Raw genomic sequence first — 23,323 nt, forward strand, 5'->3', positions numbered from 1 at the left:
GCGCCACCACTGTACCGCACACTCTGGAGGAAGTCTGGCAAACTCTGGAACTCTGGTATGGTTCCCGGCATGAGCGAGCCGCTGGACGTGCTGGAGAGGAACATCGCCGTGCTGCGTCGGGCGATCCGGGACGCGTCCGCGGCCGGTGACACCGAACGCGCCGCCGAGCTGCGCGCCCAACTGCGCCGCGCCGAACGGGCCTGGGACGCCCTCGTCGAGACCGAGGAGGCCGTACCTGAACCCGTCACGACCGAACCTGGGGCGACAGCGGTGTCGCACGCGATGATGCTGCCCGCGCGCGAGCACGCGCACCGGGCGTTGATGCTGCTGCAGGCGCCCGCGGCACCGAAGCTGATCGTCGGTGTGCACGAGGCGTTCTTTCCAGGCGAGCTGTCGGCATCGAAACTGTCGAGCCTGCGCCGTGACGAGGAACGGTCCTACCGGACCGCGCCCGGCGCACGTCCTTATTACCTATGCCCGGCGCTGACCCACGACCTACTCGGCACCGCTCGCGCGCTCGTCACGATCAGCACCTGGTCGCTGGAACAGCGGATCATCGGCCCGCTGTCGCCAAGGGTCGATTTCCTCACCAGCGCGATCAACATCGCCGAAGCGGTACATCAGGCCCGCACCACCGGCATGGGCCCGACTCCGGCCGCGCAACGCCTGCTGTGGCGGTTCGCGGGGAGCATCCCCAACGCGGCAGACCCGACCTCCGGGGGTGCCGCAGCGGATCCACAGCGTGTGATCGACGCCGCCGCAGCGGAACTGGCGATCCACGAGCCAGCTGATCGAGCCACTCGCGCCAGCTCCGCCCGACGCGCCCGTAAACAGCTCAGCGAGGACCAGCAACTGTTCGGCGCGCAGCTGCAGCAGATCAACCAGGTACGGACCAGCAGCTGAAGCCCCTACACTCCAATCCCATCGACCACCCCGAGGAACCGACTCCTGTGAAGGTAGCCCCCGACAAGCGGCTCGACGCGCTGCGCGGATCCACGGCCCGCCTGCCCTACAACGCCCGATCCCTCGCGGCGTTGGAGAACAACCCCCGCTGCGCGCTACGCGCGGTCCTGGACGCGTCCGGCTCGGACAAGAGTGCCATCGCGGCCCGCGTCGGATACCCGACCACTTACGGGCAGTCCGTCTTCGCCATCACCCGCGGCAATTCGTTCGAGGCGATGGTCAAGGCGAACGGTGGTGCCGAACTGCTACGCGTGCTGCGCGAAACGCTGGAACTCGACCCGACCGAGGTCGCGCACGCGGACCTCAACGAGGTCTCCGGCGACGCCACTTCCACCGTCCGCCACGCCAAGACCCGCCAGCAGCTGGTCGCAGTGGCGCGCGGTGAGATCGAGGGCACCCTGTTCGATCACCCGATGCTGCGCTTGGTCGTTGGCGGGTACCCGGTGTTCCTGGAACCCGACCTGGTCGCATTCCGGGTCCGCGACAGGTTCCACATCGTGGAGATCAAGAGTTTCCCGATCATCGACGGGCAGGCGAACCCGGCGTTGCTGCGCTCGGCGACGACCCAGGCCGCCGCCTACATCATCGCGCTACGCGCCATGCTCGCCGAGCACGGAATCGGACCCGACACGGTGTCGGACACGGTCGTACTCGTGGCACCGAAGAACTTCAGCAACCGCCCTACCGGCGCGAAGATCGACGCGCGCAAGCAGGTCCGCAATCTCGCCCGACAGCTGACAAGGATCGAGAAGATCACCGACCTGGTCGATCAGCTCCCGGAAGGCTTGACCTTCGATCTGGCCATCGGCAGTGACGGAAAGCCGCAACGATCGGTCGAGGAGCTGGTGGAAGCGTTGGATGCGGTACCGGCGAACTACCGCCCGGAATGCTTGAACCATTGCGAGATGGCGTTCTTCTGTCGTTCCCGCGCCCGCGAGTGCGCGTCCCTGGACGTCCTGGGCTCGGCCGTGCGGGAACAGTTCGGTGGGATCGATACCACCACAATGGCATTGGGCCTGGCGCGCGGTGAACTGGCCCCAGCCCCCGACCAGGTGGAGATGGCCGCCGCGCTGCGGCACGCGGCCCGACTGCGTGCCGAAGTGACCGCCGCCGACGCTCGAGACGCGCAATGAGCCGCGTGTCCGCGCTCGCGCACCTGGAAGCGATGGAAAGCACGCGGGCGGTTCCGATCACAAGGTTCCGGCATCGGCGGCTGTCCCCGCGACCGCTGGTGGTGGCACCGCTGACCATGGCAGGGGAGGCGGGAGCGCCACTGGCCGCGATCGTGGGCGACGCCAAACATGCGCCGACGCTGCTCGTGGTCGGACAGCCACGCGACCGCGTGCAGCGGTTCGTGTTCGCCGCCGACCTGGCCCGAAAAGTCATGGGCCACATCAACTCCTGTCGCATCGACCGCTACGACAGCCCCACCCGTCATGGTGAGGCGCGGTCCTTCTACACCGACGCCCCGCAGATCCTGGTCCCGAACCGCGGTGGCATCAAGTCCTTGGCCGACCTGGGCCGCGCCTGCCGGTTCCGCGAGACCACCGGTGTCTACTCGGTCCCCGAAGGCGTCCCCGAACTGGGCCGATGGTTGACGTTCCTGGCCGATTCGGCTGAACAGGCCGGGACCTCGATGCTGATGTCGGTCACCGATCTGCTCACCGAACACTGGGCCACCGGGCAGAGCAGCCTCGAGGACCAGAATCTGGCCGCGCTGATGGCCTGGATCGCGCCCCCTCCGGGGACGAGCGTCCAACAGGCATTGCTCGACGCCGAGGACCCGGCGGTGTGCCCGCCCGCCGGACCGGCGACCGACCCGTACTTCGACAACACGCACCTGGCACCGGCGATCAAGCATCTCGACGCCGCCCGAACTACTGGCGACCAGGTGGCGCTGGCCGCCGCGCAGGCGGAGCTGCGGGAACTGATCAACGAACAGATCAAACCGACCTGGCGGATGATGTGGGAGGCGATCTCGCTGCTGCGGGGCGTGCCCGAAGCACCCCGCGCCGCAGGACGATTCGCCGGTGACCGTGCCCGATTCACCGGCTTCTCCGACATCCAGGACTCCGGCACCGTCCTGCCACAACCGACCCGCGACGGCGCGGTCGCCGCGGCCCGGCGACTGGCTCGGCTCGAACGCGCGCTGGCCGACTACGAGGCCGACACCGCGTTGGACGACCCTTTCGTGCTCGCTGACCGGCGCAGTATCGGTGAAGCGTTCGCCGGAGAAGTGATCGATACCGAACCCGACCGCGTCGTGCGCAGCGACAAGGGCCGACGGGTCTTGCGACCGTTGGTCACCATCCGCACCCTGGACCCGACCCGGCTCGCCGACGGCACCGAACTCATCAGCCCCCACATGCCCGCCGGTCACAAAGCCACGATCGTGTCCACCGAACTCGACGATCCCACCAGCGTGGTCACCATCGAAATCACCGCAGGCATGGGCACCGCCAAAACTCCGAAACCGGAGGCTGTTCCCGAGCTCGGGCGGTCCATCGCCTACCTGCCCAACCCGGGCTGGCGCCCCAACCCTGTGTTCCCCGACCGAGCCGACCTTCCATGGACCCACACCATCGCCGACCTCCCCGAATCCGAAGGTGTGATTCCCGACGACGCCACCGCAGAGGAGTGGGGCTATGACGACTGACCACACGAACGCGGCAGCCGCAGCCGAACAGGCCACCACCGCGATCCTGACCGACTTGGCCACCGACCACCGAGCCATCGTCGTGGACTCCCCACCCGGCGCCGGCAAAAGCACCCTGGTGGTCCGCGCCGCCGGACATCTCGTCGACCACGACGAACACCCGATCGTGGTGGCACAAACCAACAACCAAGTCGACGACATGATCCTTCGCTTGGCCGCCGAACACCCGGAACTAACGATCGGCCGACTGTCCGGCAGCACCTACACCCCGCCACCCGCTGTCGATGCGGCGTCGACTGTACGGAAAACACTGGCAGACCTGTCCAGCTGTCAGATCATCGTCGGCACCTCCGCCAAATGGGCGACCGTGCGCGACAGTCGGTTCGGGTGGGCAATCCTCGACGAGTCCTATCAGATGCGTTCGGACACCCTGCTCCAGATCGTGGAACGCTTCGACCGCGGCCTGTTCGTCGGCGACCCCGGACAATTGGATCCGTTCACCATGGTCGGCACCGAACGCTGGATCGGCCTTCCGCACGACCCCACCGTGAACGGGGTAACGGTCATGCTCGACCACAACCCCGACACCCCGGTCCACAAGCTGCCAGTGTCCTGGCGGCTGCCCGCCACCGCCGCCCCGACCATCGCCGACGCGTTCTACCCGTTCGCGCCCTTCACCGCCGGCACTGGACCCCATGTCCGGTCCATGCAATTCCGCACCAGGGCGCTCGGCAACACCGATCTCGACGAAACCCTCACCACCGCCTTCACCACCGGATGGGCACTCCACGAACTCCCACGTCGGCACGTCCCCCGCACCGACAGCGAAACCATCCAGGCCGCAGCGAATCTCGCCGCCCGCATCCTCGACCGCGGCGCGGTCGCCACCTGCGAACGCCACCCCGACGGCCGCGAACTGTCCGCCGCCGACATCGCCATCGGCGTCGCCCACCGCGACCAAGCCGACCTCGTCCGCATCGCCCTGACCCGCACGGGCAACCCGCACGCCGCCGACATCGCGGTCAACACGGCGAACCGGTTGCAAGGCCGCGAATTCGAGCTGATGATCGTGGTACACCCCCTGTCCGGACGCCGCGACGCCACCGCCTTCCACCTCGAAGCCGGACGATTGTGCGTACTTGCCTCCCGTCACCGGCAAGCGTGCATAGTTGTCGCGCGGGAAGGCATTCCGGACATGCTCGACAGTCATCCGTCCGCCGAGCCCGTACATCTGGGGGTGCCCGCGAAATTTCCTGACGGGTGGGAGGCCAATCAGGTGATCATGGCCAAGTTGGCCGGCCATCGGGTCGCCGCATGAACTCGATCCGCACTGTGATACCGAAGCAAGTTCGGCCAGATTGTCGGGAAGGGAACCGGGGTGGGCCGCTGACCGCGCGGCGGGAGGAGTGCCGACGTTGATTGTGACCGACGCCCGATACGGTCCCACGCGGGTTGAGATGACTGGTGCTGATACGTGGTTGGTCGGAGCACAAGCGTGACCTGCGCTGTTCGTGCCGTGTCCACAAGACCAGCACCACGGGTGCCGCGCGGCCGCGTGCGCGGCGACGCAACCCGTGTACGCCTGGACTTCACAGTGGCGCGACGATGCGAGTTGGCAGTGGCAGAGCAAATTGTTTCGCTCTTCCCGAATCGACTCCGGGGGAGGTTCTTTCAGCCTGGTTGTCGGCCACTGGACGTACTCTGGGTTTGATGAGTAGTCGGGGTGTAGAGGGTGCGTATCAGGGGGCTCTTCGGGCGTTCAAGACGCCGATGCTCGATCTGCTCCACCAGACATATGCGCCGTTTGTGGTGACCATGCTGGCGACGGTGTTCACCGCTGAGCGTTCCGCGGTCGCGGTGGCAGACGCTCATGCCGAGATCGGTGATGCGCTGAATCAGTTGCGGGCAGCCGGTTATGGCGAGGAGGACCGGCTGCCGTTACCGGCGGGGAACGCGCGTGATCTGTGTCGTCAGTGGGTGAACGCCGGGTGGCTCGTACGTCAGGTGCTCGACAACGAGGTCGAGGTGTATCGGTTGTCGGCGCATGGGGTGGGAGCGTTGGAGGTTGCGGGGCGGGTGGGTGGTTCCCGCACGCGGGTGTCGGAGTCGCGGGTCCGGACGCTGTTGGAGGCGGTGGAGCGGCTGGCTCAGGATGCCGACCCGGATGTGATGGCGCGGATCGCCCGGTTGGAGGTGGAGATCCGAGAGCGTCAGGAGGAGCTGCGGCGGCTCGAGCATGGCGGTGCGGTGGTGGCGGTCGATGATGAGCGGCTGGTGGAGGAAGCGGAAAACGTGCTGCATCTGGCGCGGGAGCTGCCTGCGGATTTCGCTCGGGTGGCCGAGTCGCTCAAGGCCATGCAGCGGGATGTGGTCGCCGATCTGCGTCAGGATGTCCGGCCCACGGGTGAGGTGTTGCGGGAATATTTGGAGCGGGGGCAGCAGATCATGGACGCGACGCCGGAGGGGCGGGCCTTCGCCGGGGCGTTGCGGTTGATCGGTGATCCGGAGCAGATCGATGACTTGTCCGGCCAGCTCCGTATGGTGCTGCGGCATCGGTTCGTCGCGGGATTGGCCGAGCCGCAGCGGCGGGAGTTGACCGACATCGCACGTCGGATCGAGCGGGGCGTCAAAGAGGTACTGACCGCGCAGCGGCAGGCATCGCATGTGATCACGACCCAGGTCCGTAACCACGACCCGATGCGCGACCGGCAGGTCGACGAGTTGTTACGGGAGGTGATGACCGGTTTGCATCACTGGATGCCCAGTTCGCGCCACGGCCAGCCGATCGAACCGCTACGTCGCCTGCCGAGCGCCGGCGTCGAGCACTTGCGTCAATCGCTGAGCGATCCCCGCCCACCGAGCCCGCCGGCACCGTTGGCCGAATGGGACGAAGAGCAAGTGCCCGACACCGACACCCGAGCCTGGGGCGGCCCGAATTATGTAGCGCTGGAGGCACATCTCGCCCGGTTCGCTACCGAAGCGGGCACCGTCGACATCGCGGCCGTCTTCGGTGCGGCACCCGAGGAAATCCGCCGCCCGGTCGATCTGCTCGGTCTCCTCGAACTCGCGCATCGCTCGGGTATGACCGAAACCGGGGCGGTGGTCACTGTCGAGGCTGTTCGACCGGATCGGACGCGACGACGGTTCGCGTTGGGTGGGGTCATCGTGACGACCGAGGACGAGACAGCCGATGAGTGAAACGAACATCCACGACGACGGATGGCCGGGCAGTGACGCCGGATTCATCGACCCGGTCTCGATGGAGGAAGACCCGACCGAACTGTTCGCCGGTGATGCGGGCACGTTGGATGCAGCAGTGCGGCGGGTGCTGGTGCGGCTGCTGCAACGCCGGTTCCTGTTGGCCGAAAAGAATCCGGCGCAGTGGCGGACGTTGCTGGAGAACCAGCAACTCCTCGAATCCCGGCTGCACGACCTGTTCGTGAGGCTGGTGGTCGATCACGATCGCGGCGTCGCCTACAAACAACAGGTGCGGTCCGCGGAACTCGATGTGCCGATCCTGTTGAAGGACGACCCCTACAACCGCGCCGAAACGTTGGTCCTGGTGCATCTGCGCACGGTGTTCCAACAGGAACGGATCGCAGGTGAAACATCGGCGCGCGTCGATATCGAAGAGCTCGAGCAGACCGGGCTGACCTACTACGACCCCGACGACACCAACATGGCCAAAGGGCAGCAGGAGATCCGCAGCGCGGTGACACGGTTGGCCCGAGAGGGCCTCCTGGAAGAGGAGACCACCGGGCGATATCGGATCACGCCGCTGGTGGAGGTCGTGATGAGCACGGAGAAACTGAGCGAACTGAACATGTGGTTGAGCGAGCGCAACAACGGCACAGGCCACACAATCGCGGGCAGCGCCGAGGAGACCACACCGTGAGCATGATCGACACGTTGTTCGGGCTGATTCCCGAGGCATCGCGAGGCGAGCAGTGGGTAGCGCAGGATCTGCAGTTGGTCAACTGGGGCGGCTACGACGGTCACCATCGAGTGCGGTTCTCACCTGGTGCGACCCTGCTGTGCGGGGAGTCCGGGTCAGGCAAATCGACCCTGATGGATTCCTACATCGCGTTGATCATGCCGCACACGATGCCGTTCAACGGCGCCTCCAATGGCGGTGTCGTCGGACGCCCGCGTGGCAAGGATCAGCGCAACATCCTGTCCTATGCGCGAGGAAAACTCGATGAATCCCGTAACGGAGGCGAGACAAAGGCCCGCGTGCTGCGCGGGGACGGCCGAGACACCTGGTCGGCGATCGCGATGACCTGGGCCGATCGGTCCGGCGCGCGGTTCACCGCAGTGCGGGCCTGGTACGTGCCGTCGTCGGCAAGGTCTGTCGACGACCTCGTCCAGTTGCGTGCCACTTGCGACGCCTCCTTCGATCTGCGCACGCTGGAGGGACCGGCGAGCAAGCGGTTCGCCGAGGCCGCGGTCAAGGCGCTCGGGCTGGCGCGCCAGCCCACCGATCGGGAATACACCGCGCGGTTGCACACCGCGCTCGGGATCGGCGCCGCCGGTGACGGAAACAAGGCGGTCGCATTGCTGGGCCGGATCCAGGCCGGACAACAGATCACCACGGTCGACGCGCTGTACAAGACGATGGTTCTCGAGGAACCATCCACGCTGGCCACCGCCGACGAGGTGGTCAAACAGTTCGATGAACTGTCCAGCACCCGCAAACAGATGGCCACCGCCCGCCAACAGGTCAAAGCGCTCACTCCGATCCGCGATCATCGCCGCATCATCCTCGACGCGATCGAGCGCGTGCGCATCATCGACGATATCGGTTCGTTCAACGACTCCTCGTCACCGGCGGGATTGTGGCGGTCCGAACGACGCGTCGAGTTACTGCAGGCGGCCAAGCAAGACCTGCAGCGACGTCAAGAAAAGGCCCGAGCAGCCGCCGCCGAAGCGGAGTCACGGGCCGACGGGGCGGAATCCGAACTGGAGGGAATCGCAGAGACACTCCGCGCTTCCGGCGGCGAAAGACTGGACAAGGCCCACAGAGAGCTGCGTGAAGTGAACACCCGGTTCAAAGAGGTAGAGCGGGCGCGGACCCGGGTCGATACGGCGCTCGAAATTCTCGGCGCCACTGTCTCCGATGCAGCAGACTTCGCTGGGTTGGTCGAGCAAGCACACCAACTGCTCGCGGACAAAGCGGCCAGGCAGACCGCACAGGACCGCTTCGCTGATGCAAAGACGAACCAAACGAACGTGACAGATGAGTTGGGGCAGTTCCGCGCTGAGCGCAACGCTGTCGCCTCGCGTCGGGGCAATATCCCCACCGACCTGCATCGTGCCCGCGCCGCCCTCGCCGAAGCCGCCGGACTCACACCGGAACAACTCCCATTCGTCGGCGAACTGATAGAGGTCCGAACCGAATTCGAGCCGTGGCGCGAAGCGTTCAACCTCGCACTGGGCGGGTTCGCCACCAAGATGCTGATCGACACCGCGCACCTGAACACGTTCCGCGAAAAGATCAACACCGTACCCACAGCGCGTCGTATCCAATTCGAGGGGGCGCCCACCGGCTTGCGGGACGAGACCGGACTCGACGATCGCACGCTCCCCGGCCGGCTGGACTATCGCCCCTCGGTGTTTACTGCCTGGCTCAAGAACGAACTCGTCAATCGTTTCGATTACGTCTGTGTCGAAAGCCCCCGCCTGCTGTCGCAACACCTCAAGGCGCTCACACTTTCCGGGCAGACCTCCCACGGCGCGCGTGGCGCACACGGCGGTCAGGGGCGGGCCAACGTCCTCGGCTTCACCAACGAACGATTGCTGAAGCGCCTCGACGAACAGATCCGCGACACCGAAGAACGCAAGACCGACGCCGACGACCACGCCGAACAGGCCCAGAAGGCCCTCGACTCCTTCGAGGACCGCCGCAGCGCCTATCGGACTCTGACAGAACTGTCCTGGGATCAGGTGGACCTCGACTCGGTGACCGCCGAACGGGACCGATGGCAACTGATCATCGACGAGGTCCGATCCGACAACCCTGAGATCGACTGGCTGCAGAAGAAGTTGAACGAGGTGGAAGCCACGGTCACCGACCTCGTCGATAAAGCGCACCGCGCCAGGTTCAAGAACGAAGAGCTCGAAACGGCATGGAAAAACACCATCAACGAAGCATCCAGTGCCCAACACGAACTCGACACCGCGCGCCAGTACGGACGCGAAGTGACCGCCGAACAGCGCGACTATCTCACCGAGTTCTTCGATAACGACACAGAGAAAGTCCCTGCCGACAAGGCCCTCGAGCGATTCGAGACCGCTACACGCCATGCGGCCGAACGGCTGGCCGAGGGGCGCAAGACGGCGGAAACCGCGATCGGCAGCGCCAGGAAATTATTGTCTTCGGTGTTGTCGACTTTCGTCGAGCGCTGGCCCAACCCGAACCTCGGCACCGACCCCGAGGGCTCCTACGACGATTTCGACCGCCTGCTCACCGACCTGGAAACCAACCGCCTGCACGAGCTGGAAGAACAGTGGCGCGACAGCCTGCTGAAACTGTCCGGCAACGACCTCACCAGCCTCGACAGCGAACTCTCCTCGGCGATCCGGGAGATCCGCGACCGAATCGAACCGGTCAACCGCATCCTCGCCGACCTCCCCTTCTCCGACAACGACCATCGACTTCAGATCGACCCACAGGAAAGCCACTCGACGGTCCGCGCTCGCTTCCGCAAGGAACTACGCGACGTCCGTGCCCAGATCGCCCAAGCCGATACCGACAGCGAGCGGGAACGAACCTACAGTCGGATGGCCAAGGTGATCGACCGTATCCGGCGCACCGCCCCGGACTTCGCTGACCTGATCGATGTGCGCAACCACATCCGCATCAGCGCCGAGAAACGAAACGCCGCCGGCGAACACGTCGCACTCTACGACCACATCGGCGAGAAGTCCGGCGGCGAATCCCAGGAACTCGTCGCCTTCATCGTCGGCTCCGCCCTGCGCTACCAACTCGGCGACGCGGGCGCCGAACGCCCCCGCTACGCACCGGTCTTCCTCGACGAAGCACTCATCAAAGCCGACGCCCGCTACACCGGCCGCGCCATCGGCGCCTGGCGCGGACTCGGATTCCAGCTCATCATCGGCGCCCCCAACGACAAGAACAGCGCCATCGAACCACACATCGACGCCGAATACCTCGTACTCAAGAACACCGACAACCGCTCCTGGGCCAAACCCATCCTCGGCGTACCTCGGGACGACCAATGACCGCCAAACTCGTCACTCCGACCGAGGCCGTCGAGATGCTCCGCGCCAAGATCGACCAGAAGTGGGCCGAAGCAATATGCGCGGAACACGGAGTCGGCGACCCCGTGACCTTCTCGGTCCCGCTTCGCCCCAGCCTGTCGAGCGGAAAGGCGGTCGAGCAGATCGGATACGACCGCTGGCACGAATGGCATACAGCGTGGCGCACGTACGAAACCCGGGACATCCGCAGCACCCCAGGCACGGAAATCATCCGCAAACCAGTAACCATCCGCAGTGTAACCGGGAACTTCCCTGCCACACTCGTCGCCGAGAACCTTTCCGCCGCTGCCGAGATCGTCTCCGGGACTGCGAGGAAACCGGTGACGATCGATATCGCTCGTGCCCGCTCTATCGCTGCCTCACTCCACACTGCCGGTGCGACCCTGACCCGGGCCGTTCTGAAGGCCGTCTATCGGCTCGGTGATCCCGACGCCGTGGTCCTGTTCGAGGCCGTGTCCTGGTTACGCGAGCATCCCGACGTGGGTTCCTGGACCGCCCGCCAACTCCCGGTCCCGGGCATGCACTCCAAATGGCTCGAAAACCACGGCACGCTCCTGCGAGCGGTGACCGGGCGCGATGTGCGCACCGAAGTCCGGCCACGACTGGCCGTGGTCCACCTGACCTACGTCGACCCCGACTACACCGCCTCCGGCAAACGCCGACACGACGCCTGGACCACCGGCGACACACACGACCTCGCCTACTCACCGCGCGTCGTCCTCATCGTCGAGAACCGCGACTGCCGCCTCTGGTTCCCATCCGTTTACGACACGATCGTCGTCGAAGGCGGCGGCAAAGCCGCCGCGTCCTTCCTCGCCGACATCACCTGGATACGCGCAGCCGATCACATCATCTACTGGGGCGACATCGACGCCGACGGCTACGCGATCCTCGACCGACTCCGCACCACCATGGCCACCCCCACCACCACCGGCCTGCCCGCCAAAACCGTCCACTCCATCCTCATGGACGCCACCGACCTACACCACTACGCCCACCACGGCGTAAACCACGACAAAGCTGGTCACCCGATCAAACCCACAGCCACACGGCTCACCCACCTCACCCAAGCCGAGGCAACCGCCTACGACACCATCACCACAGCAGGACCCGCACCCTTCCGACGAATCGAGCAGGAAGCCATCCCACTCCCCCACGCCGCAGCACGACTCAAATCAGCGATCGACCCTCCGTTGCCCAGGGTGATGGGGCCACCGCATTGCCGGTCGTGGGCCACCAACAGAAGTACAGCGGATTCACCACGTGCGGCGCCAGATTGAGATCGCGAGCTATGGCCGCCGAAATGCCGACCCGAATCCGGACACGACTTCCATGACGGATCGAGGCCGATTCACTCGAACAGTCGTCGGGGCTCGTCTGCTGTGGGAAGGTCTGGAGCAGACCCAAGTTCACGAACGGCGTGCCTCATCACCTCGCTCATATCCGTGACGAGTTGAACGGAACCTTCTCGGCCGACGATCACAGAAGGCCTTTGGGTCGCTTACGGTCGGCGACCGGAGGGTCTGGAGGATTTCGCCAGTCGCGATACCGACGCTGCCGTGGCACCGGTAATCGCCAGGGTGCCCGGCGTTCCAATCGTCAGGGAGAGGGCCACGAGTATTCCGGCAACGCCGATCAGTAACAGAAGGAGGCATCCGACGCCAATCATCATCAGGATCGCTACTCGCCGAGAGCGTTCACCGCTGTCGAGAGTTCGATCGAGTAGGGCCACATATATCAGCGCAGGTGTTACGGCGCTACTCATAAGCCGAACCCTCTCCGATGTTCCCGCCGACCTCGATTGACGGGCCTTTCTGGTCTACTACGGCAGGGTCCGGCAAGTAGTCGCGGGACTGGTCGTCGTAGCTCCGGAGCGTTCGGAACTCGATCGCAGGTGGCTGGACTGTGTGTGGGCTGCCCCCTTTGAAGCCAGTGAGATCCGCTGCTCTATCGACGATTACGCGGCGTTTGATGTCGATAGAGAATCGGTCTTGATCGACTCCCAGGTAAGGTGCGGCTAGAAGGTGAAGGATCTCCTCGACCGGCCGCCCTGTATCGATCTCCAATGCGACAACGGCTCTGCGTGACTGCCAGACATCGATCGCGAACGCATCCTTGAGAAGACCATACCGACGGAGCACGGCGCTGCTCAGCGCCACATTGGGCTCGGGTGGATGGTCCCAATTGTGCACCTCGATCTGGTCCAATTTCGGCGAGTGAGTCAGAACGGGGTCGAGGCATTTCCCGATGCTGACAGTTTCCTCGTAGTCAACTCGGCCGATCTTCGACCATATCTTCCGCCACCTCCGTCTTCCTATACCTTTGAGAATTGCACAGGCGTCGGTCAGGCGGCCAGTGCTGTCGAGCAAATGCATTCGCAGATGGTCGTCGCGCACTGTGAATCGCAGTCCTGGCACGCCGAGGTAATCGCCATTGGATTCGGGAACCGGCAGCAATGCACGCAAGAAGCGTTCTACCGTCTCGTCGGCCACATCGATAACCATGCCTTCGCGACGAGGGCTGACCATGCGGAAGACCTTGTGCCCAGTGTACGGCTCGTCGGAGGCCATCGGCGCGCATTCTCGAATACGAAGCAGCAGCGAGGATTCCAACCGCTGCTGAAACCGTGAGGTGGCATCCGGCAAAAGGACTGGCCGGAGTTCACCGAAGCGTTCGTCCATGCACTGCCGTGACGCGATCTGCCGGAAGATAGCCGCAGACGTCGTACCGACCGACAGAGAACGAAGCCCGCGATTTACGAGATCACCAGCCAGAGCATGGCGTTCGCCGGTCAAACAGCAGCGAAGATCGATGATTTGCTTGAGTGGATCACTCATGACTCAGCCTTCCTCTCGGCCGCCCGGCTCGGCGAGGAAAATCTGGTCAGAATTCCACAGTTGTCATTGATCATCAAACTTCGATCGTGGTGAGCCCTTGCTCATTCGGTGGCCCTGTCGTCCTGAAACCGGGCAGACGACGCCAACAATGCCTCCACAGGCAGCGGCCAGCATAGCCTGCCAAAAGCCCTCGAGGCAAGGCGTTCTCGACCGGATGTCGCCCGGCATAGGCACCCGCCGGGCACGCTGAGTCATATCTCCGCCGATGACTCGACGACGACCTAGCTGTTGCCGTCCGGGCGTCGCGACCTTCGACACTGCCGATCGCTCGTGCTAGTGTTGCAGCGTTGTCCTTGCGACGACGCGGCTCGGCGAGGGTCGTGGTGTCTTTGCGGCGGTAGCCCGGTTTCCGTGCGCAATTACAAAGGGTGTGGGGCACCCGTTTCGCAATCCATGAACGTCGTGCCTGCCGAGGTGCGTGACCACGTGGACCGGGCCGCACGAATGGATCACGCATGCCTGCAACACCGCGTCGCCACTTCAGCGATCTCCGGAGGACCTACACCGGAGAGGACGCCCCCTCAGCCAAGGCCGGAGTCGGCCGCAAAACCGTTGGCCTGGTTGATTTCACTGATCAGCAACGGCGGTTCAGAGCGCTGCTCGCCTTGAGTTTGTTCAATTTCGACTCAGCCGGTCGGCAACATCCGATAGTCAGCGTCTACAACGCGAGCACGTTCCTGTCCTACACGATGACGGTGTCCCCCCGTTTCGACCTATTGGTGTTCGTCGTCCCAGGTGCGCCGGAGAACGCCGTCGGGCGTCTGCTGGGAAGTCCCACCTATCCCGACACTGGAGTGCCCGGGCTCAGACTGTTTGCCGCCGGGAAGGCCGCAGGCCGAGCGCTAGGCGAGTGCTTCCACCTTCTGCACCTGCCAACCGGCGCTCGGGCAGTCGTTACCGCTAGCAGCACCTTCGAGACCGCGCACAATGCCGACGGACCTATCGATGACCGCTATCCCGGTCCCGACATGCCGCTAACAGATGTCGAACGCGCCGCTGTGGACGGTGTGCCTCCGATGACGGTGGAGATCGAAACAATCCTCGCGGCTTTGGTGAGCTACCTCAACGTTCGAGATCCGGACCGGCGCTGGGCTACAGGAACATGGTGGTGGGATCCGTTCCACCGCCCCCCGCGTCCCGGGCTCGCGCGACCGTTCGAGCGCTTCTCCCAGCTCTGGGGAACGGACAAGACTTGGGAACTGAGCTGGAACGGGTATCCGTACCCGGAGGATCTCGCCGCCTGCTTCACAGCCCCGATGATCGGACTGCCGCAAGCGTCCTTCGTGCAAGAACGTGGTCGCGCGCATATTCGACTGGGCAGTTCATCGCTAACGCTCGTGTACGGGGGCACTTGTCCAGCCGCCGCCCAGCGCCACACCCAGCTCATGCCTGCGCGCCGTAATTCCAGGAGCAACTCGAAATGAGGACATGGCCTGCTGCTGTGGTCACATCTATCGGCGAGGTCGTCGCCGTCAGTGTGACCGTCGCTTCGATTCTCAGTCTTTTCTACGTGGGTCTGGCCGTTGGAGTCGCTTTGTTCCACCCCGACCATCGTCGACGCCGCGACGCTCGCGCCGTGCTCGGGTGCCTTGCCGATTTTCTTCCGCGAAGCCGTCGCAGACCGACATCCCCGGCCCCGAAGATCGGGAACGTTGCGGTGCCATCCAGTCGGCCTGAGCGAAGCCGAAAACGTCGACATCAGCAAAGGACTTTGGGTTCCGGCCGAAGATGACGCCAGCATCCATGTCTTCTACAGCACCCGGCGAAGAATCCCTCCGCATGTGGCAGCCCGCAGTATCGGAGACACCGCCCTTCGACATCCGAGAAAGAAGCAGCCGAAGACCAGCCGCAGCGACGTGCCGCGGCTGCGGCCGACTGTCGGTCGCCGCGGCAGGCATCACCGACCTAATGAGCGCACGCCATGATCTCAACCCTACGGCCTCTCGCGACTCATATTCCTGGGCCTGGCCCTGATCGTCGCCCCCGGAACCGGATCGTTCACGTTCATCGCCACCCCGGTGGAATCGGCCCGCGGCCTCGCCGACAGTCCCCTTGGATGTTGTCACCGATGGCGGTTAGTCGTGACCGCCGAAGGGCTTGGTCCACCTGGCCATCTCTTCGGCGGTGAGGGTGATATCGCGGTCGGCGATCCGGTCCAAGCTGCGCGGGCGCTTTCGAGTGCGGTGTAGGCGCTGGCCTGTGCCAGAAGTCCTTGGCAGTCAGCGAAGTCGAGGATCTGAAACGCCGGAAACCACAGCTCAGCCCCGGAGCCGAAAGGGACTCCAGGCTGAGCTGTGTGGTCCGTTAGGCCGCCCGGGGATGTCGGCGCGCGCCAGTAACGCCAGGATCTCGTCTCGCCTGATGGTGCCCTCGGCAGGTTTCTCCTCCCAGCTACTCGTGCGGAGATGCTGAGCGCTGCTCGTAAAGCCTGAAGGCCACATCACTGGCGAGGGTCGCGGAGTCTATGGCCTGTGCGATGGCGTCGGGATCTGCCTTGACCCGCTGGTAGAGGATGTTCGGACTACTCGCCACGATCTCAGGCTGTCTCAGCAGTTGTGGCCAGCCTAGGCCGTGGGCATGACCCGAATGGATGCGCCACAGCAGCTTGAGCGCGTGTGCGGCACCGCTGTCTTCAGGATCAATGTATTCGGCCGCCTTGCTGATGATTTCGCTGTCGTTGGGCTTGCGGCCCTCGAATCCTGGAATCTGTTCGATCTTGCTCACCTGGGTGTCGACGTATGTCCGGGTTGCAGCGGCGTTCGCTGGGGTCAGGAGTGCAGCCATCGCCCCGCCTTCGATATCGGTCACCAAAGCGCGCAACTGACGGAAATCCTCATGAGCAAGCGACAGTGCACGTTTCTGCCGATCCGGCCGTGGCTTCGGGCTCAACACCCAGATCGTGCATGAGGCTGCAAACAGGGCAGCGCGCGCCAAGGTGAATTGCGAGACGGGCCTGGTGTGTGTCAGCACCGACTCGAGCAGCGCGCCGAGGTGGTCAGTTGCTGAAATGAGCCCTTGGAGAGCTACCTTGCTTGTCGACCATTCTGGACAAAGCCGGTCATCACCGGCCAGTGCGCTGCCTTCGGCTGGCAGGTGTGGATCTCCCAGCCATTCGATCCTTTGGCTCGTTCTCTCATGGGCGCGCCTAATTCGTTCCGCCCGTTCGGCGCCGACCGCATCCAGGAAGTTCATGCGCTGACCGTACGGCGAATGAGACAGCGCATGAAGGTCTTCGGTCGACTCCTGCCGACATTCGAGAAAAGTGTTGCGAGCCAGTCGGTTCAGCCCTCGACCTGCTGCGCGAAACGGAAGTCGCGATACGTCTTCTGAGGGATCAGGCGTCGACCGGCTTGGGTCTTGGTCAGCAAATCGACAATCAGGTTGGTGTCCTCGTCCGACAGGCCGACCTCGCGACACTTGTGTCTCAGTGCAGCCACTGAGACACGGTGAGATCCCCATCGGTGCCGCATGTTCATCATGTCGGCTTTGAGCTTGGCCTCCTCGTTCCACTTCATGTGACCGCCGTAGCCCTCTGCGTATCTGCCGACGTGCTCCAGGATTGCGCTGACGTCGGCGGGCAAGTCCAGATTGCTCATGACTCAAAGTGTGATCGTCGATGACGCAACAGCGCCACCCGATGATCGGCGTGCTCTACGCAGTGCGTCTCGAAACCAAGGTTTCGAGACCCCGACCCGCCGAGGATCGGCGGCCTGGGATCGGTGGTTGCAGAAACCTCCAAATGAGGTGTCGAAAACGTTCTTGGGCTCAAGGGATCACTGCATCACCGCGTGGATGATCATGTCGGCGTGGAGGTTTGGGTGCGGAAGGTGTTTGTGCAGCAGCGTTATTCGGGCTGCCACTGGTGTCGCCCCTCAGTGTCGGTGGTGACGCGGCCGAGTTGGATGTCGGCGAAATGGAGGCCGAATCCGCGGGTGTCCGGTCGGGTGAGTTCGTGGAGTAGTCGCATCGCGGTCGCGCGGGACAGGGCGGGCTCATCGTCGGTGACGGTGGTCAGGTGTGGGTGGGTGATCTGGGCGGGGGTGGTGAGCGCGTCGCCGAAGGTGATCAGCCGCTGCCCGCTGGATTCGATGAGGTAGCCGGTGTGGCCGAGGCTGTGGCCGGGGGCGGGGATCGCGGTGACGCCCGGGAAGATCTCCTCGTCGGCGCTGATGGTGCGGACTTGGTGGGCGAAGATGTCGAGGACTTCGCGCGGGGTGCCGTCGACGGCGGCGAGTTCGGGGTGTTGCCACTCGGTGCGTCCGACCACCACACGCACGTCGGCGAACGGGCGGTCGGTGTGGCCGGGCGGGTGTGCCCACAGCCAGCCGATGTGGTCCATGTGCAGGTGGGTGACCGCGATCAGTTCGATCTCGCGGGGGTCTTTGCCTGCGGCGGCGAAGCTGTCGAGCAGCTGCCCGCCCCGCAACAACCCCACCGCCGTGGGCACCGCCAACGGGCCGAAGCCGGCGTCGACGAGCATGGCGCGCCCGCGGTATTCGATGAGCAGGGCGCCGACGCTGCCGACGAGGTAGCCGTCGTCGTTGATCAGATGGGCGTGTTCGGTCCATACCTGGTCGTCGGCCTCGGGCAGCCACGCTTCGGGTTCGAGCAGCGCGACGCCGTCGGGCAGGTAGGTGATGGTGTGCTCGCCGAGCTGGTGGCTGTGCACGGCGGCCGGGCGGGCGCTACGGTTCAGGCTGAGGGTCATGGCAGGAACTCCTGGTCGTGCGAGAGGCAAGGGGCGTGTCAGCGGTCGTCGCCGACGGGGCCGGGTCGGTGGTCGGCGAAGGTCGCGGCGTTGTGGCGGTCTGGTCATGTCGCGGGGCGGGTCGGTGTGCGCCTGTGGGGATCGAGTCGCGAGGCATTGGTCCTTTTCCGGGCGGGGTTGGTTCCGGCAGGCCAGATCGGCGCCGGTCGAGCGGTTTACGGGTCTGGTCCGGCGTCCCGATAGGCCTCGGTGGTGGTCGCCTCGCCGCCGTCGGTGCTCGCGTCGGTGTCCAGGTCGTGAGCGAGTTGGTCTGGCATGGCGGCGGCGATCGCGGCCTCGGTCGCGTGGCCGGACTCGGCGTGGTCCGCGGCGACCGCCTCGCCGAGGACTGCGCGGGCGCGGTCTCTCAGCTCTGCGGGTTTGGGCAGGTCGGCGTCGAGGTCGGGGTTGGAGGGGGTCGTCGTCGTGCGGGCGTCGCGTCGCAGGCTCGACAGTGAACGTCGAACACTGGCCGCGACCGCGGGACTTGCGTGGTTGCGCCATTCGGCGTTGAGTTCATCGAGTCCGTAGTGCAGGTAATGCTCGGTGCGCTGCCGCACATGCTCGTCGGTGATGGTGAAGGCGCGGGCGCGTTCGCGTCCGCTCATCCCGATCGCTGCCGCGGTACGGGTCGCGCGCGTCCACAGCGCGTCCATGTTGCGTCGGAGTTGTTGCGCGGCAGCGGGTTCGGGCTCGCTGGTGATGCCGTGGAGGGTGAGGAGGTGTTCGCGGGCGGCGGTGATGGCGGCCATGTCGACCAGCTGGGCGGTGTCGGCGATGACCCGTTTGACTGTTCTACGGCCCGTCTGCTGGCGTGTCGGTGCCCCTAGCAGTTGCTCGTCGGTCCAGGCGCGCCCGGTCTGTCCGGCTTGGCGTGCCTGGTCGACCCAGCTCGGTGGGATGCCTTGGCTGCGGGCTGCGATTTCGGTGAGTTCGCGCTCCCGGTCGAGGTGTCCGAGCTGGTCGAGTACCGCGGTACTGTCGGCGGCGCTGAGTCTGTCGGTGTGCATGGTGTGGCGCAGTCGCGCGGATTCGGCGGCGAGCTGGTGGATTTCGCGCAGCAACGCCGCATGCTCGCGCGGGAGATCGCCAACGCGCGTATCGGTGTTCGGGCCGCTCATCGCTCCGCCCCGTCCGCCGCTGGCAGGATCGTGATCTCGGTCCACGGGTCGGCGCCATCGGGATCGCTGAATACCGGTGGCGCAGCGGCGGATTCGATGTCGAACTCTGGACTGTAGGTGAGGTTCGCGGCGTCGACGGCGGCCTCGATCTGTTCGGCGGCGGTGAGCGCGGGCCGGAACAGCGGTTGCGGCGGCTGCACCGAGGCGCCGACGCGAGCCCGCAGATTCTCGAGCCGCGGGAGCGCCGCGGCGGTGTCGATCGGTATTCCGGCCTCGGCCAGTGCGGTGGCTTGGCGGGCGTAGCTGCTGGTGTCGGTGCGCAGGGCTTGCTGCCAGCGTTGGGCGATTCCCTCGGCTGGAACGCCGTCGAGCATCGCGACCGAGGCCTGCACCCAGTCCTGGGTAGTGCCCCACAACTGGCGGCCTTGTCCGGAGGTGAGTCCGAACAGGTTCGCCACCCCCACGGTCCGGGTGTGCAGCGCACGGAGGTTGGCGTCGAGTTCAGTGCCGCCCGCAGCGCCGGGGTGGTGGGCGGCATCGAGTGCGGTCCATTCACGTAGCCGCTGGACGTCACGGTCGAGGCCGTCCAGTACCCGGTCCCACTCGATTGGTTCCGGGGCACGCAGGTACAGATCCGGGTGCCATTTGATGCCACGCTCGCCCCGCTCACGGACGTGGTCGATCCACGCCCGCGGCACAGCCGCGGCCAGCGCCGCCTCGCTCAAGGCCTCGCGCGCGACAGCGTGGTGGTGGAACTCGGTATACCACGCCGGCGGTGGGCGTTGACCGGTCCGCTGTTGGTGTTCGGCGGCGGTGGCGTGCAGGGCGCGCAGGTGCACCGACTGGTTCTGCACACTTTCGAGCACCTTGACCTGCGCTCGGGTCGGCTCCTTCATGACCGGCCTGCTGCCGGGTTGATACCGAGTGCACGGAAGTCGGGGCCGAACCCGAGCCGGTCGATCGGAGTTTTGGCTCCCGGCGTGCCGAACCAGTTCGCGGGGATCGGTGCTGCGGGCAGCCCGGGTGTGGGGTTGTGCTGGTCGGGGGTGCAGCGGTGCAGCGGCCCGTTGGCGGCATCGAGGATTACCCGCATGTGCGGGTCGATGTGGCGGGTGAACAGGCTGCTCATCGCCATTTTGTCCTCGGCGCGCAGCGCGGCTTCGAACACCGCGTGCAACCCGGCCAAACGCACCGCGACCCCGTGGTGGCTCCACCACTGCCGACACCACGTGTATTGGCCTTCCCGGTTGTTGGCCGCGATCCGCACCGAAGTGACCGGCAGCAACCAGTCCTGCACGAACTGGCTGAAATGGGCGAACCGCGGCGGCGGCTTCTTCTCCTCCTCGCCGTTTGAGCTGCTGGCTTCTTTCTTGGCCTTCGCCAGGTTGCCCCAACTGGCCGGGACCGGGGTGAACGGCAGCGACGGTGTGGCCACATGGGTGGTGCGGGTGCAGCGGTGCAGCGGCCCGTTAGCCGCGTCACCGATGACCTTGAAATGGGCATCGACATGGGAAAGCAGATACGAGCTGAACGCGTTACCGGTTCGGGCGCGGCCTTGGGCTTCGAACGCGGCGTGCAGGTGGGCCATCCGCACCGCGACCGCGCGGTGGGCCCACCACTGCGAACACCAGGTGTAGGTGTTCTCGCGGTTGGCTTCGGCCAGGCGGACGCTGATGACCGGCAGCAGCCAGTCTTCGACGAAGTCGGTGAAATGCGTGAACTGCGGCGGCTTCGGCTTCTTCGGCTTCGTCGTGCCGCCCGCGGTGGGCGGTGTCGGGCTGGTCATGGCTGCTGCTGCCCCGCCACGGCATTGCTGCCGCCGCCGGGCAGGGCGATCGGTTGGGCGGCTTTGTCGAAGCGCGCCAACGATTTAAGGATCAGGGGCGCGTATTCGGTGTCTTGCCACCAGATCTTGCGCACCACCACCGGCCCATGGCCCGGCAGCCGCACCAGGGCGCGGTCCTTGGGCAACGCGGCGAGCAGGGCGACGTCCAGGTTGGGCTCGGAACGCCAGGACAGGCTGCGTTGCACGCCTTGGGCGCCGTGGCTGCGGGAACGATCGGCCACATCGTGAGGCCCGGTCATCGCCGACCAATGCTCGAGATAGTCGGTCGCGGCGATCCCACCGCCGTAGACCTCGATCGACTGGGCACGCATCGTCTTCAAACCATTTGCCCCCCACAGGTCTTCGCCCTGTTCCAAGACCTGGAGGATGGTCATCAGGATGATTCCGCAGCCCCCGGCGTAGGTGTAATAGGTCGGCAGTTCGGCGATGCGGGCACAGTTGGCGGCCTCATCGAGCACCCCCAACAGCGGCACCGCCAATCGACCGTCGGGGCGAGCGCGCGCGGTCTCGAGTGCGGCTTCAAGGATTTGGCCGACCAACGCCGAGGTCAGTGGTGTCGCACCATCGGGTCCGGCCATCGACAGCGCATACAGCGTGTCGGTGGAGGTGACGAACTCGACCAGTTTGAACTCCGGCAAGAAGTGGGTCTGAGCCTGTTCGGATTTGACCACGACGAGACGGGTCTTACCCCCAGCGTCCTTGTCGGTTTTCTCCTGCACCTGCAATTTCTGCCGCCGGGGTGGGGTAACCAGCTGGGCGTAGCCCTCGTCGGTGAGCACGTTGAGGTAGCGGCGCGCCATGTCGTAGAGGCCGTCCCGCTGGCGGGCGTAGAGGGCCTGGGATTCGAGGATGCGGTCGGCCGAGCGCGCGTGGCCGTAGGAGCGCAGGATCAGCGAAGGCGTTTGGTCCTGGTCACGGCCCAGCCATTCGGCCACGTGCAGCAGGTCCCCGTCGGCGCAGGCGGCGGCGTACATGTACAGCGCCAGCAGCTCTTGCGCGCCACCGTCGAAATAGCTGTCCACCTTCGCATTTGCGGCTTGGGAGGCCGAACCGGAGGCCGCGGAGACGAAGAACCCGGCCAGCTTGCGCGCCGCGGGCAAGCTATCGACCTGGGCGAACAGGTTCACCCAGAACCCGCACTCGACCTTCCCGGTGACCGCCTGCAGGTCGCACAGCCAGACCCGGCCGCGCTGTTCACGCCCAGACAGGGTGTGGCGGTAGAGATCTGGCTTGTTCGACGTCGCCAGGCACGGCCCCCACGCCGCCAGTACCGCGGGAATCGCCCAGGCCATGGTCTTGCCGGTGCGGGTGCCCGCCGCGATCGTGACACCGAGCTCGGCGGGTACGTACAACTCGACCCCGCCGATCACCGTCCTGCCCAGGGGTGGGCCCTTCATCGCCTGGATGGCGGGGCCGGCGTCGCGCAGCAGCCGCCGGTTGACGGCGAGATTGTCGCGTGCTCGCGCGAGCCGGATCCGGCCGGGGCGTTGCATGGTGCGTGCGGCGGCGTCGATTTCGCTACCGGCCGACAGCGCTCGCCACCCGGCCACCGCCACGACTGTGCCGGCGAGGAGGAAGGCGACCAGCAGTACGCTGGACTGCCAGGGCCACCGGTGTTGCCCGGAGATGACCGCCAGCAGCGCGCGGGATGGGTGAGCGATGACGGGTTGTCCGGCCCACCAGCTGCCCACGCACAGTGCCGCCCACGCCATCAGCGCCACGACGATCACCGCCAGAGCAAGCAGCAGTAGCGCGGTTTCCTCGCCGATCCCGCGTTTGGTGCGGCGGCGGGTTTCCCGGGTCGAGATCATG

17 protein-coding genes are annotated in these 23,323 nt (G+C 65.6%); 9 read left to right on the plus strand and 8 right to left on the minus strand.

What is annotated here, in order from left to right; translation table 11 throughout:
• Window positions 1-69 precede the first annotated feature (69 nt).
• From NX1_RS08425 to NX1_RS08460, 8 genes are all read left to right on the plus strand, one after another.
• A complete protein-coding gene (locus NX1_RS08425) occupies window positions 70-903 on the plus strand; it encodes a hypothetical protein (protein WP_068056723.1) in 834 nt (277 codons plus the stop codon).
• 47 nt (window positions 904-950) lie between these two features.
• Entirely contained in the window at window positions 951-2,096 is a 1,146-nt protein-coding gene (locus NX1_RS08430) for a hypothetical protein (RefSeq protein WP_068056336.1), read from the plus strand.
• Window positions 2,093-3,619, plus strand: a complete 1,527-nt coding sequence (locus tag NX1_RS08435; protein ID WP_068056338.1) for a hypothetical protein — start codon at window positions 2,093-2,095, stop codon at window positions 3,617-3,619. The genes NX1_RS08430 and NX1_RS08435 overlap by 4 nt, the downstream gene beginning before the upstream one ends.
• On the plus strand, window positions 3,609-4,937 hold the full coding sequence (locus NX1_RS08440) for an AAA domain-containing protein (protein ID WP_068056340.1): 1,329 nt from the start codon (window positions 3,609-3,611) through the stop codon (window positions 4,935-4,937). The genes NX1_RS08435 and NX1_RS08440 overlap by 11 nt, the downstream gene beginning before the upstream one ends.
• A gap of 362 nt (window positions 4,938-5,299) precedes the next feature.
• On the plus strand, window positions 5,300-6,817 hold the full coding sequence (locus NX1_RS08445; protein WP_245668393.1) for a DUF3375 domain-containing protein: 1,518 nt from the start codon (window positions 5,300-5,302) through the stop codon (window positions 6,815-6,817).
• Window positions 6,810-7,514: a DUF4194 domain-containing protein gene (locus tag NX1_RS08450; RefSeq protein ID WP_068056344.1), complete on the plus strand. Its 705-nt coding sequence runs from the start codon at window positions 6,810-6,812 to the stop codon at window positions 7,512-7,514. The genes NX1_RS08445 and NX1_RS08450 overlap by 8 nt, the downstream gene beginning before the upstream one ends.
• Before the next feature lie 2 nt (window positions 7,515-7,516).
• Window positions 7,517-10,861, plus strand: a complete 3,345-nt coding sequence (locus tag NX1_RS08455; RefSeq protein WP_245668411.1) for an ATP-binding protein — start codon at window positions 7,517-7,519, stop codon at window positions 10,859-10,861.
• The gene (locus NX1_RS08460; RefSeq protein WP_068056348.1) at window positions 10,858-12,180 is read left to right on the plus strand and encodes a Wadjet anti-phage system protein JetD domain-containing protein; all 1,323 of its coding nucleotides are present in this window, start codon (window positions 10,858-10,860) and stop codon (window positions 12,178-12,180) included. The genes NX1_RS08455 and NX1_RS08460 overlap by 4 nt, the downstream gene beginning before the upstream one ends.
• A 477-nt stretch (window positions 12,181-12,657) precedes the next feature.
• On the opposite strand, the gene NX1_RS08465 is transcribed toward NX1_RS08460, so the two are convergent.
• A complete protein-coding gene (locus tag NX1_RS08465) occupies window positions 12,658-13,737 on the minus strand; it encodes a hypothetical protein (protein ID WP_157119616.1) in 1,080 nt (359 codons plus the stop codon).
• A 515-nt stretch (window positions 13,738-14,252) separates the two neighbouring features.
• On the opposite strand from NX1_RS08465, the gene NX1_RS36085 reads away from it, so the two are divergent.
• The gene (locus tag NX1_RS36085) at window positions 14,253-15,221 is read left to right on the plus strand and encodes a hypothetical protein (protein ID WP_157119617.1); all 969 of its coding nucleotides are present in this window, start codon (window positions 14,253-14,255) and stop codon (window positions 15,219-15,221) included.
• A 967-nt stretch (window positions 15,222-16,188) separates the two neighbouring features.
• Here NX1_RS36085 and NX1_RS36090 read toward each other — a convergent pair.
• The 7 genes from NX1_RS36090 to NX1_RS08500 form a co-directional block, all read right to left on the minus strand.
• On the minus strand, window positions 16,189-16,989 hold the full coding sequence (locus tag NX1_RS36090) for a hypothetical protein (RefSeq protein WP_157119618.1): 801 nt from the start codon (window positions 16,987-16,989) through the stop codon (window positions 16,189-16,191).
• An 89-nt stretch (window positions 16,990-17,078) separates the two neighbouring features.
• The gene (locus NX1_RS08475; protein ID WP_068056354.1) at window positions 17,079-17,393 is read right to left on the minus strand and encodes a hypothetical protein; all 315 of its coding nucleotides are present in this window, start codon (window positions 17,391-17,393) and stop codon (window positions 17,079-17,081) included.
• A gap of 248 nt (window positions 17,394-17,641) precedes the next feature.
• Entirely contained in the window at window positions 17,642-18,505 is an 864-nt protein-coding gene (locus tag NX1_RS36855) for an MBL fold metallo-hydrolase (RefSeq protein ID WP_068056356.1), read from the minus strand.
• A 215-nt stretch (window positions 18,506-18,720) separates the two neighbouring features.
• Window positions 18,721-19,665, minus strand: coding sequence for a hypothetical protein (locus tag NX1_RS36860; protein WP_068056358.1), 945 nt, complete (start codon window positions 19,663-19,665; stop codon window positions 18,721-18,723).
• Window positions 19,662-20,561 carry a hypothetical protein gene (locus NX1_RS08490; protein WP_068056360.1) on the minus strand — a complete coding sequence of 300 codons (900 nt, stop codon included), beginning with the start codon at window positions 20,559-20,561 and terminating at the stop codon, window positions 19,662-19,664. Before NX1_RS08490 ends, NX1_RS36860 begins: the two co-directional genes overlap by 4 nt.
• Entirely contained in the window at window positions 20,558-21,451 is an 894-nt protein-coding gene (locus NX1_RS08495) for a DUF4913 domain-containing protein (protein WP_068056362.1), read from the minus strand. Before NX1_RS08495 ends, NX1_RS08490 begins: the two co-directional genes overlap by 4 nt.
• Window positions 21,448-23,241, minus strand: a complete 1,794-nt coding sequence (locus NX1_RS08500; protein ID WP_169812201.1) for a type IV secretory system conjugative DNA transfer family protein — start codon at window positions 23,239-23,241, stop codon at window positions 21,448-21,450. Before NX1_RS08500 ends, NX1_RS08495 begins: the two co-directional genes overlap by 4 nt.
• Window positions 23,242-23,323: the final 82 nt, after the last annotated feature.

Origin of the sequence: Nocardia xishanensis NBRC 101358 (assembly GCF_001613365.1) — a bacterium.
GTDB lineage: Bacteria > Actinomycetota > Actinomycetes > Mycobacteriales > Mycobacteriaceae > Nocardia > Nocardia xishanensis.